The following is a 15,193-nucleotide window of genomic DNA, read 5'->3' as shown; positions in this document are numbered from 1 at the left end:
AGTCATGCTTGCACGTGCATCCATTCCTCGTGCGACTGCTTCAGGCGAGCCACGCCATCGATGATTTCCTGCGGCTGGGCATTGGCGAAAGAAAGTCGCCAATGGCCCGGATCGGATTGCGTGGCGTAGAAGGCGCTGCCCGGCACGTACATCACGTTGTGGCGCACCGCGCTCTGCAACAGCGCCGTGGCATCGGTGCCATCCTTCCAGCTGGCCCAGATGAACATGCCGCCTTCCGGCGCGATCAGCGAAAGACGATCGCCGAAGGCTTCGCGCAGTGACGACAGCATGATCGCGCAACGTTCGCGATAGGTGGCGATGATGTGCGGCAGATGGGCGTCCAGAAGCCCGGCCTGCAGATACTGCGCCGCCACCATCTGCATCCACGGCGCAGTGCACAGGTCGCCGGTCTGCTTGGCGATAACGGCGCGGCGCAGGATTTCCGAGGGGCCGCACATCCAGCCGATACGCAAACCCGGTGCCACGATCTTGGACAGACTCGACAGATAGACCAGCCAGTCGCGCGCCCCCTCGATCTCCTGCGCCACCTGCAGCAGCGGTGGCTCGGCCTGCCCGGAAAATCGCAGCTGGCCGTAGGGGTCATCCTCGATCACGAGGAACTGGTAACGCACCGCCAGCGTGAGCAAATGGCGGCGGCGTGCCAGCGGCAAGGTGGCGCCGGTCGGATTGGCGAAGCTCGGCACCAGGTACAGCAGCTTGGGCCGGGCGCCCGCCTGCAGCAAGGCTTCCAGGGCATCGGTATCCATGCCCTGGGCGTCACCGGGAATCTCCAGCAATTCGGCATGCGCCAGGCGCAAGGCCTGGATCGCCGCCGGATAGCAGGGCCGCTCGATGACCACGCCATCGCCCGGTTCCAGCAGGATGCGCAACAGCAACTCGAAGCCTTGCTGTGAACCGGTGGTGACAATCAGCTCGCCCGGATCGGCACCGCCGATGCGCGCACGCGTGACCTGCTTGAGCACCTGCGCCAGTTGCGCCGCGCCTTCGGTGGCCCCGTATTGCAGGCAGGCCGCCGCTGCGCTGTCGAGCAGGGTGGCGGCGCTCTTTGCCAGCCCTTGCGTATCGAACAGCGCAGGCGCCGGATAGCCGCCGGCAAAGGAGATCATGCCGGGTTGCTGCGTGTACTTGAACAGCTCCCGGATGGGCGAACCCTGGGGCGCCTGGAAGGCCGGATTGAAACGATAGGCTGCGGTCATGATCGATAAAGGCTTATTGCTCGATCATGCGATTCCAGCGGTTGTTCCACTCGGAGCGCTTTTCGTTGACGGTGTCCCATTCCACGGTGTTGAGGTTCTTGGTCAGCACTTCGCTCTTGCCCAGCTTGGCTTGCGCGGCATCCGACAGCGGCACGTTGCGGTTGACCGGAATCGAATTGGCCAGCGCCATGCTCTTGGCCTGCACCGCCGGGGTCAGCAGGAATTCCAGCAGCTTCTGGGCCAGTTCCGGTTCGCTGTTGCCCTTGATGGGGCAGGCGCCGGTCATGAGCAGCACGCCGCCTTCCTTGGGGGTGGCGAATTCAGCGGGGATGCCCTTGTCCTTCAGGTTGGCGATGCCGGTCACGGTCAGCGGGAAGATGGCCGCTTCATTGGTCTGCACCATCTCGGAAATCTTGGCCGAGCTGGAGAGATATTCGACCACGTTGGGGCCCACGGTGCTGCCCCACTTCTTGAAGCCGGGATCGACGTTCTTGTCGGTACCGCCCACCAGGCGGTTGAACATCATGAAGCCATACAGGCCGAAGGTGCTGGCGGAGATCGACTGGAACACCACCTTCTGCTTGTACTTGGGATCAGCGAAATCCATCCACGAGGTCGGTGCCGGCCAGCCCTTCTCGGCGAACAGCTTCTTGTTGTAGCCGATGCCGAGCACGCCCATCTCGATGGCCACGGCCTGGTCGTTGGCCAGGCGCGCGAAGGGATAGACATCCTTGAGCACGGCGGCGTCCTTGACCTTTTCGCACAGGCTCATGTTGATGGCGCGGTACATGATGCCGTCATCGAGGAAGGCCACGTGCATCTGCGGCTTGTCGCGCTGGGCCTGCATCTTGGCGATGATGTCGGAGGAGGTACCGGGCACCACCACCACCTTGACGTTGTTGGCCTTCTCGAAGTCGGGGAAGATCGAGGCGGTGTAGTTCTTTTCCATCGTGCCGCCGTTCATGCCGACGTAAATGGTCTTGGTCTGCGCCTGCGCGCCAGTGGCGATCAGGGTCGCAGCGATTGCACAGGTCACTGCCAGGGTCTTCATCTTCATTACTGCACTCCTTGCCGGTTTGCCGTTGTGGGTCCCGCTTGCGCGGGTGTGGGTCGTGGGATGGCATGCCGGATCCCTGGTGGTGGAGCGGGGATCCGGCAGCGGTGCTGCTTTTTGCTTGGGGTATTGCGCTTGGACGTGGCCGTCGCTCAGTCGATATCGAACTTCACACCCTGCGCCAGCGGCAGGGTCTTGCTGTAGTTGATGGTGTTGGTGGCGCGGCGCATGTAGTTCTTCCAGGCGTCCGAACCGGATTCGCGGCCCCCGCCGGTTTCCTTTTCGCCGCCGAAGGCACCGCCGATTTCTGCCCCGCTGGTGCCGATGTTGACGTTGGCCAGGCCGCAGTCGCTGCCCACGGCCGAGACAAACAACTCGGCTTCGCGCATGTCATTGGTGAAGATGGCCGAGGACAAGCCTTGCGGCACGGCGTTGTTCAAGGCGATGGCGTCGGCCAGTTCGTCGTACTTGACGATGTAGAGGATGGGCGCAAAGGTCTCGTGATGCATGATCGCAGTCTGGCCGGGCATGGTCACCAGTGCCGGACGCACGTACCAGGACTGCTGGCCCATCACGTCCACCCGTTCGCCGCCGGTGACTTCACCGCCCTGACCGCGCGCTTGCGACAGCGCAGCCTGCATGGCATCGAAAGCAGCCTGGTCGATCAGCGGGCCGACCAGGGTATCGCCCTGCAGCGGATCACCGACCTTCACGCTGGCATAGATGCGCTTGATCTGCGCCACCACCTGGTCATGGATGCTGCTGTGGACGAACAGGCGGCGCAGGCTGGTGCAGCGCTGGCCGGCCGTGCCCACGGCCGAGAAGGTGATGGCGCGCAGCGCCAGGTTCAGGTCGGCCGAAGGAGCGACGATCATGGCATTGTTGCCGCCCAGTTCCAGCAGGCTACGGCCCAGGCGTTCGGCCACGACGGTGGCGACCTTGCGGCCCATGCGCACGCTGCCGGTGGCGCTCACCAGCGGCACGGTGGCCGAACGCGAGAGGGTCTCGCCCAGGTCGGCACCGCCGATCAACAGGCCGCACAGTTGCGCCGGCACCAGGTTCGGACGCTGTGCCGAGAAACGCGCCACCGCCTTGGCGAACAGCGCTTGCACCGCCAGCGCCGTGACCGGTGTTTTTTCGGAAGGCTTCCACACCACGGCATTGCCGCACACCAGGGCCAGTGCGGCGTTCCATGCCCACACGGCGACCGGGAAATTGAAAGCCGTGATCACGCCGACCACGCCCAGCGGATGCCAGGTTTCCATCATGCGGTGGCCGGGACGCTCGGAGGCGATGGTCAGGCCATGCAGCTGGCGCGACAGGCCCACGGCGAAGTCGCAGATATCGATCATTTCCTGCACCTCGCCCAAACCTTCGGAGAGGATCTTGCCGGCTTCCTGGGTGACCAGGGCACCGAGTTCGTCGCGATGCTCGCGCAGCACTTCGCCCAGCACGCGCACCAGTTCGCCGCGCACCGGCGCCGGCACTTCCCGCCAGGCCAGGAAGGCCTGCTGCGCGCCGGCGATGGCCGCTTCGGCGTCAGCCGGCGTCTGCGCCTTGAGTTGCGCGATGACCTCGCCATCACGCGGCGAACGGATCACCAGATCGTTGCCGGCGTAGGCCGAGAAGTCGGCACCCAGGGTGGAGAAGATGCGTGGAGAAGACATGGGGTTCCCTTGAAAAGTGGAGTGGGATGGGTCTGGAACGATGGAGTATAAGGACAGCCGCCCCACTTCTTAAAACCAAAAAATTTCACCACATCATGAGTTTTTGGAATGCACTGGCCTGGCGCGCGAGAATGCGCGAGGATGGGCGAGGATGGTGCAGCGCATCACTTCATATCGGCTGCAAGCGGCGTGGCATGGCGCTTCCCGCCGCAGTGCCGGGGCCGCCCGGGTGGCGGCGCGCGACGCCCTCAGGGAATGACGCGTGATGCATCTGCCCGCAAGAAAAAAATGCGCGGCCATGAGTTTTTGTCAGCCTGGGAAATCGCTGCACCGAATCGATGCAGCGCGATGGCAGACCTCAGCCGCCCTGTGCTTCGCTCAGGATCCACTCGCGGAACTTGAGGATGGCCGCCTTGCCGGCGTTCTTTTCGGGATAGACGAGGTAATAGGATTGCGGGCTCTTGACTGCCAGCGGGAAGGGCACGTGCAACTGTCCCAGGCTGATCTCGGTCTCGACCATGAACTTGGGCATGAGCGCCACGCCCATGCCGGCGACGGCGGCCTGGATGACCATGGCCAGTTGCTCGAAACGCGGGCCCGACAAGGCATTGGGGCAATCCACCCCGACATGGCGGAACCAGTCCTGCCAGGCCTGCGGACGCGTGGTGTGCTGGAGCAGCGTGACGTTGGCCAGGTCCCCGACCGAGCCCAGGCCCTCGGCCAAAGCCTTGCTGCAGACCGGCACCACTTCTTCGCCCATCAGCCGCACCATCACGGTATCGGGCCAGTCGGGTTCGCCGAAGTGGATGGCGGCATCGACCTGGCGCGTATTGAAATCGAAGGGCAGCACTTCCGTGCTCAGGTTCAGCAGCACATCGGGATAGGCGGCAGCGAACTTGGCCAGGCGCGGAATCAGCCACTTCACGCCGAAGGTCGGCAGGATCGCCAGGTTGAGCACGCTGGCCAGGCTGTTGTAGGTCATGACCTGGAAGGTGGCCATCTCGATCTGCTTCAAGATGGTGGAGACCTGGGCGGCATAATCGCGGCCGGCTTCGGTGAGGATCAGGCGGCGGTTGATGCGCTCGAACAGCTTGACGTTGAGGTACTCCTCCAGGATCGCCACCTGGCGGCTCACGGCGCCCTGCGTCATGTGCAATTCATTGGCCGCCTTGGTGAACGACATGTGCCGGGCCGACGTATCGAAGGCGATCAGGCAGGACGTTGACGGGATGAAACGGCGCATGGGACGAAGACCGCTGGCTGAAGGCGGGGCAGAAGGTGAAGGAGCCCGCACTATAGCAAATGGCGTGCCCTCCCCTCCAGCGCGTCCCTGCAGGCTGCCCGTCATGTGAAGCGCGTATTGCCCAGCAGGCAGTGCGGATCAAACACGTCTTGCACGCGGCCGGCCAGCGCGCGTTGCTCGGGCTGCGTGTAGCGCTGGTAGTAATGCTGGTTGAAGGGACCGATGCCGTGCTCGGCGCTGAAACTGCCTTGGTAACTTTTTGCAACCAAGTCGTACAGCGCGGTGCGCAAGGCCTCGATGCGCTCCGGCGGGAACTGCGGCTGCTGCGCCGGCGGGATGGCCAGGTTGAAATGCACGCCGCCATCGCCCCAATGGCCGAAGTCGAACACCTCGGCACCGGCGAAGTCCCGTTCCACCAGGGCCAGTGCCTCCGCACGGAAGGCCGGCATGCGCGAGCGCGAGACGGAGATGTCGAAGGCGACGATCTTGCCCTCCTGCTTGACGCTGTCGCTGATGGCATGGCGCAGGCGCCACAGGGTCTCGGGCTTGTCGACCACGGCATCGACGATGGCATCGTCGAAGTGGCGTTCCAGCCAGGCCATGAAGAGCTGGTCGAGATCGAAGTGCTCACTGGCCGCCGACGACGAACTCAGCTCTACCAGCAAGGCATAGTCCGGCAATGGATCAAAGGGTGCATTCACCTGCGGCAGGTGGCGCAAGACCGACGCCAGCGCATTGCGCGAGATACCTTCGAAGGCCGTGAGGAAATCGGCGAACTGCACCTGGGCATCCTGCAGCAGGCGCAAACCCGCTTCCAGCGAGGACGGCACGATCAAGGCGGTGGCGCGCTGGCGCGGCAGCGAATGCGCGCGCAGCACCGCTTGCGTGACGATGCCGTAGCTGCCGGCCGTGCCAATGAAGAGCTGCTTCCAGTCCGGACCGGTATTGTTCTTGTGCAGGCGGTTGCCCATCTCCAGCAGTTCGCCGGGCGGCTGCATCAGCAGCGCCTGCAGGCCCAGCGTGTTGTGGCGCACGTCGCCGTAGCGGATCAGGCGCGCGCCGCCGGTGTTGGCGGCCAGCATGCCGCCCACCGAAGGATCGGCCCCGAGGTCGATGGGGAAGCACAGCCCGTGCGGGGCCAGCGCCTGGTTCAGGTCCGACAGGCGGGTGCCGGCCCAGGCCTGGATCACGCCATCGACCGGATCGATATCGATCACGCCCTTGATGCGCTCCATGCTGAGGATAAGTTGCAAACCCGAACTATCAGGCGAAGCCGCGCCGACCAGGCCGGTGTTGGCTCCCTGCGGGACGAGCCGGATATTTTCGGCTGCGCACAGGCGCATCAGCTCGGCGGCTTCGGCCACATTGGCCGGACGCGCCACGCACAGCGCCTGCCCGGCCCCGTAGCGCGGGCCGTGCTCATAGGGCTGGCGCTCGGGCGCGGAGGTGATCAGGCCGGCGCTGCCCAGCAGGTCCTGCAGACGCGCCAGCGTGGCCTCAGCAGACACTGGCCGCCTCGCCGCCGGCTGCGCCGGACGCCACCGCCTCGGTCATCTTGAAGATGCCTTGCGCGTTGCCGCTGTCGAAGGTCAGGTCCAGCTTGCGCTGGCCGGCCTCGTCGGCGAAATAATCGCGCGAGATGAATTCGTAGAAGGAACCCGGCACGGTGACGGCGACCGGCTGGCCATCCTCGCCCTGCAGTTGATAATCGACCTTGACCGCACGGAAGGCGGTCTGGCGCACACGGCCATTGCGCGAGACTTCGACCTGGTCCTTGATGGGACGTCCCAGCTGGCGCTGGCGTTCAGCGGTAGCCACCACGTCGGAGACCCGGTCGGTGGCGTGATTGAAAGCATTGCCTTCGGTGGAAATCCAGGCCATCTCGGCGGACTCGGCCTTGAGCGTTTCGTATTGCGCCAGGGTCGGCAGGTCATGATGGCGGGCGAAGCACTTGAGCATGGCGGGCAGCAGGCGCTTGGCCTCATCCATGGCCAGCTTGCCTTGTGCGGACAGCTTGGCCAGCAGGGCCAGCACCTCATCGGAGAGCGGATTGCGCGACGTGGCCAGCACGGCGTCCACGGTCTGCTGGAATTGGGGCGAGAACTGTTCAGGATGCAGTTCGCTCACGAAGAATTGGGCGATCTGCTCGGCGTCGTCGATGTGGGTATAGACGCGCCCGGTCATCTTGATGCGCGCCAGCGGATAGGTGCCGGTCTGCTGGTAGCCCAGCGGCAGCAGCACGCTGGTGAAAAGTGTCTCGCCATCGGGGAAGCCGCTGTCGCGGCCCAGGCGCACGGTGCGCACGGCACCATGGTCGAAGCAGATCTTCACGCCCTCGCGCTCGGCATCGGCCACGTAGTCACGGCCGGTGGCGACCTGTTGCAGCAGGCCTTCGAAGAGCAGCATGTTCAGGGCCTGCGTCAGCTCCAGGCGCGAGACCTCTTGTGCTGCCGGACGCAGGGTCGAGGCGGGCACTTCCAGACGCGCGAACTGGCGCTGCACCAGGGCTTCGTCGCCGTAGTGGGAAAGCAGGAGTTGATGGAGATTGCTGTGGTGCGCGGAGATCGTCATTTGCGTGCCTTTGACCGGGTGACTATGAGATAGCCTCATGGTAAGGGCAGCGCGGGGTCCGGATAAAACGATAAATTCTGGGGCTTCGATGCCTTTTACTCATGCAAGGCCGGAGCCAGCCCGTTAAGAAACGCAGATGCCAATGTCGATCACGATGCCGAGCAGATGCCTGACCTGTCCATTGACGGCCGTCCCTGAAAGGGAAGTCGGGTGCATCCAGCGATTGTCGGCATCGCCCCCTCCCCTCTGCAGTGCTGCGGCACCGAACACCCCCTCCGCGGTGACGCAACGCCGGCGCGAGCTGGTCGCCCGCAGTGCCCCCCGACACATTACCGGCAGGGAACGGCAGGGATCACTGTATTACAAGCAAGACCTTTTGATTAGCCGTCGGCTGGCGAACGATCTCGTTAATCAGATTGAACAATGCGAAAGCCGCCGGGCCATGCCGCACAGGAACATCCTCATGCCGGGGGCGGGTGGCGGCGCGCGAAATAGTCCTGGATCCGGGCGATGCAGGCCAGGATCTTGGCCGGCACGGGGTCCCGGTGGCGGGTCGTGATGAAGGCGCAAAAGCCCTCCAGCGACCAGTCCGGCAAGACTTCCACCAGGCGTCCGGACTTAAGATCATCTTGCACTTTACTGCGCAGGAAGCGGCCGACGCCATGTCCCTGCACGGCCAGCTGCCGCAATGAGCGCGCATGATTGGCCGTGATGCGCGGGGTCAGGCGCAGCTGTGCGCACTGCCCGGCGCGGTCGCGCAGGATCAGCTCCACGGGCGCGGCCGGCCCGTGCGGGCTGAAGAAGAGCAGTTGCTGATGGAGCATGTCCTCGGGCCGGCGTATCGGCGGATGAGCCTGGAGGTAAGCCGGTGCGGCACACAGCACGGCCTCCATGCGCGCCAGCGGGATATCTCCCGGGCCGGGCTCCCGGCCTACGCGCAGGGCCAGGTCGACGTTGTGGTCCATGAGGTCGATGTTGTGATCGCACACGTCGATGCTGATGCGCAACTGCGGATGATTGCGGATGAAATCCTCCAGGGCGGGCACCAGGTATTCGGGCGCCATGAAGCTGGAGGCGGCAATGCGCAGCTCTCCCACCAGCTCGGTATGCAGGCTCTCGGTGGCATCGCGCGCCTCGTTGGCCAGTGCGACGATGCGGGCGCAATGGGCATAGAAACCCTGCCCGGCTTCGGTGAGGCTGAGCTTGCGGGTGGTCCGGTGTAGCAGGGTGGTGCCGAGGATGCTTTCGAGCGCGCTGATGTGCTGGCTCACCGAGGAGGAAGTCAGCCCCAGTTCGCGTGCCGCCTTGGAAAAGGCGCCCAGCTCGACGACGCGGGAGAAGATCACCATGCGGGGCAGGTAATCCATGGCATTGTTTTTCATCGTTGCGCAGAAGTGGTCGAAGGGGCAGCTTCGACTATAGCGCGGGCAGTGGCGTGATGAGCAGACGAGCTAGTCTGCAGAAACCGGCTTGTTTCTTGTTTTATTGGAGCGAGTGAATATCCGTTGAGCGAGTACAGACCTGGAGACGACACTGTCTGCCAGGCCTGCACCGCGCTTTGCTACATCCATCTCCTGGCTAACGTTCAGGCGCGGCCGCTCTCCCGACGCAAATTCAAGAGAATGAAGTCTTTCTTTTCAGCGCGAGGCTGATCGAGCATTTGTTCAAGCTTTCCAATTTTCGAGAAGGAAACCACGGATTTCCTGCCATCGACAGCGATGGGAACCTCCTGCTGCTGCCGCAGCACTACGGTTTTAGCGCCAATCAGGTTCCTATCTCGGCCAAGCTGCAACTCTGCCCTTCTTTTATCACAGGGACCGTCCATCGCTGAAGAGGAGCGCTCCCGCCCACAGGACGAAATTCAGTATGTTCACGAGGCGTCTCCCTCATTTGAGCGAGACGGCCAGCCTGACACGTCCCTTATTGTTTCCATAGAAATTCCACGCATCATTGGCATAAGCATAGAAGTAGCCTGAGCGCTGGGGCGTCACAGTGTATCCATCACCAATGAGGAACGTCTGGTTTTCCTTCCAGGCACCGTGGTCGTCTAACCCGACGGCATTGGCGATTTCGCCCACCAGAGCGAACCACGGCATGGCCTCCTGTCGTTTGCTCATCCAGAAGTTCGCCTGGGTGTTGTGGGTCAAGGACTTGTAGAGCGTTTCCATTTTGCCGAGCAGACTGCCGAACATCTGAGCAAGTTCACCCAGCTGAAACTGGCCATCATCGCAACCAGCCGGTCCGGATTTGATCGAAGCGTCCATCCATTGGCCGGTAGCCCTGAGCTCGTAGCATTTCCCCTCTTCCATCCAGATCCCGGTGTCATTCCATTGCTGGGCAGCAAAGATATCGACTTCGGCCGGGAGGGAGAGCTCGCGACCATGGCGGTAAGGGGATTGGTCAATGGGCGGATTTTGATAGCGGTTCAAGGCTGACTCGTGAATGGCTGTACTCTGCGTCACGCGCGGGATGCTGCGCGGCCGGGTCGGCAAGACGGAGAAAATGCCCTCGCAGGAGTCATGCATGACGTCGCGGAAGTTAGGCTGCAATTGAGCCACCATGTCAGCGCTCAGGCCCAGGCCGCAGGATTGGGCCTCCTCCATCATCCACTTCAGCGCGGCATCGGCCAAGCCTTTCTCGCGGTAGCCACCGCCAACGTCCGAATGCACACCTGGGAACCAGCACTCCTTGACGTCCTGCCGTGCACTTTCAAATGAGGTCCAGAGCGTAGGACGAAAGCTGGCGCGCCGCTCGTCGAGGGAAACCGCATGACGTGCCGATTCGACCATGGCACTGAGCCCCGTGTCGTGGAAGGTATAGTTCTGGAAGCTGTCGAGCAGATTGAGTAGCGCAAAATCATCGGGAATGCCTAAAGCTCCGACCGTATCCCATACGCCCAAGAACCGGATCGGGATGTCCTTGCTCTGTGGTCCATGGAGAAACGCCCAGTTCCTGGCGGCGAAATCCTCTCTTTTCAATACGCGTTCGCGATACCCGTGCTGGAAAATCGCGTCGATGCGCGACCAGACTTCCGTCGACGAAAGCTCGCGCGGGTCCAGCAATCCGAAGCGCGATACCATCCCGGCCAGGCTGCGTACCGTATAAGCCCCACGGCTGAAGCCCACCATGAAGATTTGATCGCCGGTTTCGTAGTAATCGCAGAGCTCGCGATAGGCGCTCATGATGTTCGCGTTGAGTCCGCTGCCCGTGCCCCCCCCGATGGTCTTGTTGATCCAGCCGCCATCAGTACCGACGCCGGCATGATAGTAAGGATGCTGTGCAACGCCATTCTTTGTCACCGTGGAGACGGCGCTGCGAAACCTTGCCACGTTGCTTGGAGCCGGCACCCCCTTGTCTTTTTCTTCTGGCGTGTTCCAAGTTCCATCACAGCAAATGACGATATTTTTCATGGTTTCCCCGTAGATTTCTTTTTTGATTGCGGGCAGTCGCTCTCGCAGTTCTGCCCACCCAGAACTACTCATTGCCAGACTGAAGATGCGGCGGCGCATATGACTGTTGCCCCCGCAAGGGTGTGAAGATACGTCGAAAGAAGCGGTCCTCCCCAGTGTGATGTGATGGCTGAAAATATCCACGATATGCGGATATCCCTTCCAGGCGTATCCCCCGATACGCCAGATGCCTGTGTCAAAAAAAACCCTGGTCTCCTGCCGGGAAATCCAGGGCAATACAAACAGCAATCCTCCATGCTCACTGCATAACACGAGCGCTTTGCTCAATATAGCAGCGTGCTCGGCAATGACAAGGTCCGGGCTGGCCAACACTCACGAAGATGGGCCGACGTCCGCTGCGGTGACTTCGGCTTGCTGCTTGCTCCCCGATCGCGTGATCAGTAACGCGGCCACCGCGAGGCTGGCAGCGACACAAAGCATTGCCCCGCTGAAAGCATGCGCCAGGGAAGACGGCGTATGGCTGCGGCCGGCCAGGCTGAAGAACACGCTGCCGACGACGGCCACGCCCAGTGCGCTGAGGTCGACCTTGTGATCGCACCCGTCGATGCTGAGGCGCAACTGTGGATAATTGCGGATGCCCCCTCCAAGGCAGGCACCAGGTATTCAGGCGCCATGATGTTTTTCTCGCTTCACGGGAGGTGTGGAGGTATCGCTCGCGTGGTTTTCCTGGAAAGCGGAGACCGCTGCTCTTGTGCGGCAGGTCTTCTGCGGTGGCATCGGGAGCGTGCTAGGGGCGCGCTCCCGATGCCATGGGTGAGCTTGATGTCCGCTCAGATTTGGGACAAGCCGCCGTCTACCGTGAGTTCAATCCCGGTGATGTAGCGCGCATCCGCAGAGGCCAGGAACAATCCGGCACTGGCGATTTCGGCCGGGTCGGCCATGTAGCCCAGCGGGGTGATCTGAGCGACATGCTCTTTCAGTTGAGCGATCTGGGCTTCGTCCAGTTTGAGGCTGTTGTCCATCAAGGGCGTGCGGGTGAAGCCCGGGCTGAGCGCGTTGACGCGAATCTTGCGCTCGCGCAGGTCGTTGGTCCATGTGCGCGCGAAGGAACGCACTGCGGCCTTGGAAGCGTTGTAGACGCTGAGTTCGGCCATGCCGTTGCCGGAGCAGATCGAGGACGTCAGCACCACGGCGCCGCCATCACGCAGCAGGGGCAGCAGGGTCTGCACGGTGAAGAAGACGCCTTTGACGTTGATATCGAAGCTGCGGTCGTAGTCGGCTTCGGTGGTGCTTCCGAAGGGGTGTTTTTCGCAAATGCCGGCATTGGCGAAGATCGAATCGAGACGATCGCCGCGCTGCTCGATCTCAGCCCTGAGACGTTCCAGATCTGCCAGGCTGGAGACGTCAGAGACGACGGCCACCGCGGCCTCCCCCAGCAAGGCAACGGCCCCCTCCAGGGACTGGCGGGAGCGGCCTGTCACGTAGACCCGCCGGGCGCCTTCGGCCAGCAAACCCTGGGCAATGGCCAGGCCAATTCCGGTGGAGCCGCCAGTGACGACGGAGACGTGGTTCAGAAATTTCGAAGACATCGGGTGTTCCTCTCTTGGTTGAATCGGAATGTTCAAAATGAACCCCTTCACCGGGCGACGCCCTGCCCGGCCCGACCAGGGGTGTCATGCGGATGGGTCGGAGTTGGCACCGGTGACTGCGTCTTGTTGTGTGTGTGCCGAGCGCGCCACCAGCAGCGCGGCCACCGCCAGGCTGGCAGCGACGCAGAGCATGGCCCAGCTCAAGGCATGCGCCAGGGAAGACGGCGTATGGCTGCGGCCGGCCAGGCTGAAGAACACGCTGCCGATGACGGCCACGCCCAGTGCGGCGCTGATCTGCAGGGCCGAATTGACGATGCCGGCCACCATGCCGGAGCCGCCTGCGGGCGCTCGCTCGATCACCGACCGCACCAGGGTCGGTACGGCGATACCCTGCCCAACACCGATCAGTCCGAGTGCGACGATGACTCCCGCAAGCGCCGGTGCTTGACCATCCGGCGCCATCGCCACCACGGCACTGAGCAGCAACGCGCCGATGACCTCCAGGCTCATTCCCATTACAGGTGTCCAGCGGCCAAAGCGGCGGGCTGCAGCGGGTGTCATCAGCGGTCCGAGGAAGAAGCCCAGGCCGCAGGGAATGAACATGAGCCCGGTGGCCAGGGCACTCATCCCGATGGCCTCTTGCAGATAGATGGAAAAGGTCAGGAAGAAGGCCGAGACCACATAAAAAAACAGCACGCCCACCAGCCCGACCACCAAGCCCGGCGCACGCGCCAGCTGCGGACTGACCAACGGCGTTGCACCACGTTGCGTGAGGCGCTGCTCATGGCGCCAGAACGCCATGGCAAACAAGGGCGAGGCGATCAGCATCAGGCAGGTCCACCAGGGCCAGCCGTCCTCCGGCCCCTTCACCAGCGGGACCACCAGCAGGCCGAGCGTGAGTGCACACAGCAGCACGCCCATCCAGTCCAGCCGCGCGGGATGGGGACTGCGGGTATCCGGCAAGAGGGGAATGCCGACCAGGAACACGATGGCCACGATCGGCAGGTTGATCAGGAAGATGACGCGCCATTGCAGGTCGTCGAGATTGGCCGCAATCAGCAATCCACCAAAAGCTTGCGCGGCAATTGCGGCCAGTCCTATGGTCGCACCGTACAGGCTCAAGGCCCGTGCCCGCTCACGCTCGGGGAAGAGCGCATGAATCGATGCCAATCCTTGCGGTGCCATGATCGCTGCGCTCAATCCCTGCAGCAGCCGTCCGGCGATCAGCATCGCCGGCGACGACGCCGCGCCACACAGTGTTGAAGCCAGGCCGAAGCCGGCCAGCCCGGCGAGAAAGACCCGCTTGCGTCCCAGCAGGTCGCCCAGGCGGCCGCCAGTAATGAGGAACACGGCATAGACCGCTGCATAACCGGAGATGACCAGTTGCACTTGCGCCGGGTCCGCACCGAGCCCGCTGCGTATGGAGGGAAGTGCCACGTTGACGATGAAGAAGTCCAGCGGCGGCAGGAATGCGCCCACCAGCAACACGGCAAAGGCCAGCCACCGGCGTGGATGCGCAGCGCCCTCGGCGCGCGTGGATGAAAGGGAAGAATTCATTTATATATGAACCAAACGGTTCCAAATTAGCCAAAAAAATTTCAGTCGAGCAATCGCATCGCCTGGTCGACCACGGCGCGCATTTGCTTGTCGATCGCATCGACCTTGCCGAGGGTGCGCATGCCGTGGGTGAAGCAGACGATCAGGGTAGCCAGGGCTTGCGGGTCGTGGTGCGCAGCGATTTCACCGCTGGCCTGGCCGCGCCGGATGGCATCGGCGTAGGCCTTGCGGATGCGGTCGACCATGGCCTTGACGCGTTCTGCGACCTGCTCATCGTGAGACACCATTTCGGTGGCGGTAGCCACCAGCAGGCAACCGCGGCGGCCCTCTGTGCGGCAGGACATCTCGGCCAGGCCCGTCAGGGTCTTGCGGATGGCGGCCTTGGCTGATCCGGGCTGCTGGAGCGTGCCCAGCAGGCGTTCCAGCGACTGCGCAATGTAGCGGTCCAGGGCGTCCAGGAACAAACCATGCTTGTCGCCGAATGCCTTGTACAGGCTGCCGCGCGAAAGGCCCGTGCCATCGATCAGGTCGACCAGCGATGTGCCGTGGTAGCCGCGCGTCCAGAAGACCTGCATCGCGGATTCAACGGCAGCATCGATCTCGAATTCGCGCGGACGGCCTGGACCTGAGGAGTGATCGGGTGTGCTCATGATTTATTTGGAACCGAATGATTCCAAATAATACCTTCCAGGCCAGTGTTGTGCAAGCAGGCCAGACGTAGCGGGAAAACAGCATCGATGAAAGAAGCTTTGACATTCTACCTATTAGAAGGTAGCCTCCTCTCCGTCACGCCCTGCCCTCCTTCGAGGGCTTTCTCTTGATAAAGTCCCCTACCTACTAGTAGGGCCGTTTAATTCGATACGCATTTTCTTGTTGGTTTTTGGA

General features: G+C 62.9%; 13 protein-coding genes. All 13 read right to left on the bottom strand.

Annotation, left to right across the window (positions count from 1 at the left end):
* Window positions 1-2: 2 nt before the first annotated feature.
* The 13 genes from ACLRDN_RS04195 to ACLRDN_RS04135 all read right to left on the bottom strand — a co-directional run bounded on the left by ACLRDN_RS04195 (window position 3) and on the right by ACLRDN_RS04135 (window position 14,958).
* A complete protein-coding gene (locus ACLRDN_RS04195; protein ID WP_413459095.1) occupies window positions 3-1,217 on the bottom strand; it encodes a PLP-dependent aminotransferase family protein in 1,215 nt (404 codons plus the stop codon).
* A 13-nt stretch (window positions 1,218-1,230) separates the two neighbouring features.
* Window positions 1,231-2,268, bottom strand: a complete 1,038-nt coding sequence (locus ACLRDN_RS04190) for an ABC transporter substrate-binding protein (protein WP_413460339.1) — start codon at window positions 2,266-2,268, stop codon at window positions 1,231-1,233.
* 155 nt (window positions 2,269-2,423) lie between these two features.
* A complete protein-coding gene (locus ACLRDN_RS04185) occupies window positions 2,424-3,938 on the bottom strand; it encodes an aldehyde dehydrogenase family protein (RefSeq protein WP_413459094.1) in 1,515 nt (504 codons plus the stop codon).
* Window positions 3,939-4,296: 358 nt separating this feature from the next.
* The gene (gene gcvA / locus ACLRDN_RS04180; protein ID WP_209532264.1) at window positions 4,297-5,181 is read right to left on the bottom strand and encodes a transcriptional regulator GcvA; all 885 of its coding nucleotides are present in this window, start codon (window positions 5,179-5,181) and stop codon (window positions 4,297-4,299) included.
* A 101-nt stretch (window positions 5,182-5,282) separates the two neighbouring features.
* Window positions 5,283-6,689 (bottom strand): FAD-binding oxidoreductase, encoded by a 1,407-nt coding sequence (locus tag ACLRDN_RS04175; RefSeq protein WP_413459093.1) that lies wholly within the window; start codon window positions 6,687-6,689, stop codon window positions 5,283-5,285.
* On the bottom strand, window positions 6,679-7,752 hold the full coding sequence (locus ACLRDN_RS04170; protein WP_413459092.1) for a DUF1338 domain-containing protein: 1,074 nt from the start codon (window positions 7,750-7,752) through the stop codon (window positions 6,679-6,681). Before ACLRDN_RS04170 ends, ACLRDN_RS04175 begins: the two co-directional genes overlap by 11 nt.
* Before the next feature lie 461 nt (window positions 7,753-8,213).
* Window positions 8,214-9,119 carry a LysR substrate-binding domain-containing protein gene (locus ACLRDN_RS04165; RefSeq protein ID WP_413459091.1) on the bottom strand — a complete coding sequence of 302 codons (906 nt, stop codon included), beginning with the start codon at window positions 9,117-9,119 and terminating at the stop codon, window positions 8,214-8,216.
* A 218-nt stretch (window positions 9,120-9,337) separates the two neighbouring features.
* A complete protein-coding gene (locus tag ACLRDN_RS04160; protein WP_413459090.1) occupies window positions 9,338-9,577 on the bottom strand; it encodes a hypothetical protein in 240 nt (79 codons plus the stop codon).
* Window positions 9,578-9,638: 61 nt separating this feature from the next.
* The gene (locus ACLRDN_RS04155) at window positions 9,639-11,489 is read right to left on the bottom strand and encodes a DUF2235 domain-containing protein (RefSeq protein ID WP_413459089.1); all 1,851 of its coding nucleotides are present in this window, start codon (window positions 11,487-11,489) and stop codon (window positions 9,639-9,641) included.
* Between the two features lie 45 nt (window positions 11,490-11,534).
* The gene (locus tag ACLRDN_RS04150; RefSeq protein WP_413459088.1) at window positions 11,535-11,780 is read right to left on the bottom strand and encodes a hypothetical protein; all 246 of its coding nucleotides are present in this window, start codon (window positions 11,778-11,780) and stop codon (window positions 11,535-11,537) included.
* 212 nt (window positions 11,781-11,992) lie between these two features.
* Window positions 11,993-12,751, bottom strand: a complete 759-nt coding sequence (locus ACLRDN_RS04145; protein ID WP_413459087.1) for an SDR family oxidoreductase — start codon at window positions 12,749-12,751, stop codon at window positions 11,993-11,995.
* Window positions 12,752-12,835: 84 nt separating this feature from the next.
* The gene (locus ACLRDN_RS04140) at window positions 12,836-14,308 is read right to left on the bottom strand and encodes an MFS transporter (RefSeq protein WP_413459086.1); all 1,473 of its coding nucleotides are present in this window, start codon (window positions 14,306-14,308) and stop codon (window positions 12,836-12,838) included.
* Window positions 14,309-14,349: 41 nt separating this feature from the next.
* Window positions 14,350-14,958 (bottom strand): TetR/AcrR family transcriptional regulator, encoded by a 609-nt coding sequence (locus ACLRDN_RS04135; protein WP_413459085.1) that lies wholly within the window; start codon window positions 14,956-14,958, stop codon window positions 14,350-14,352.
* Between the last annotated feature and the right edge of the window lie 235 nt (window positions 14,959-15,193).

It is taken from the genome of Herbaspirillum huttiense (genome assembly GCF_047300815.1).
Taxonomy (GTDB): domain Bacteria; phylum Pseudomonadota; class Gammaproteobacteria; order Burkholderiales; family Burkholderiaceae_D; genus Herbaspirillum; species Herbaspirillum huttiense_A.
This window is presented reverse-complemented; position numbering and strand designations above follow the sequence as displayed.

Coding starts and splice junctions, on each gene's coding strand:
- ACLRDN_RS04160 (WP_413459090.1), bottom strand. CDS start 9,577: ATGGACGGTCCCTGTGATAAAAGAAGGGCAGAGTTGCAGCTTGGCCGA.
- ACLRDN_RS04140 (WP_413459086.1), bottom strand. CDS start 14,308: ATGAATTCTTCCCTTTCATCCACGCGCGCCGAGGGCGCTGCGCATCCA.
- ACLRDN_RS04170 (WP_413459092.1), bottom strand. CDS start 7,752: ATGACGATCTCCGCGCACCACAGCAATCTCCATCAACTCCTGCTTTCC.
- ACLRDN_RS04185 (WP_413459094.1), bottom strand. CDS start 3,938: ATGTCTTCTCCACGCATCTTCTCCACCCTGGGTGCCGACTTCTCGGCC.
- gcvA (WP_209532264.1), bottom strand. CDS start 5,181: ATGCGCCGTTTCATCCCGTCAACGTCCTGCCTGATCGCCTTCGATACG.
- ACLRDN_RS04135 (WP_413459085.1), bottom strand. CDS start 14,958: ATGAGCACACCCGATCACTCCTCAGGTCCAGGCCGTCCGCGCGAATTC.
- ACLRDN_RS04195 (WP_413459095.1), bottom strand. CDS start 1,217: ATGACCGCAGCCTATCGTTTCAATCCGGCCTTCCAGGCGCCCCAGGGT.
- ACLRDN_RS04190 (WP_413460339.1), bottom strand. CDS start 2,268: ATGAAGACCCTGGCAGTGACCTGTGCAATCGCTGCGACCCTGATCGCC.
- ACLRDN_RS04145 (WP_413459087.1), bottom strand. CDS start 12,751: ATGTCTTCGAAATTTCTGAACCACGTCTCCGTCGTCACTGGCGGCTCC.
- ACLRDN_RS04165 (WP_413459091.1), bottom strand. CDS start 9,119: ATGGATTACCTGCCCCGCATGGTGATCTTCTCCCGCGTCGTCGAGCTG.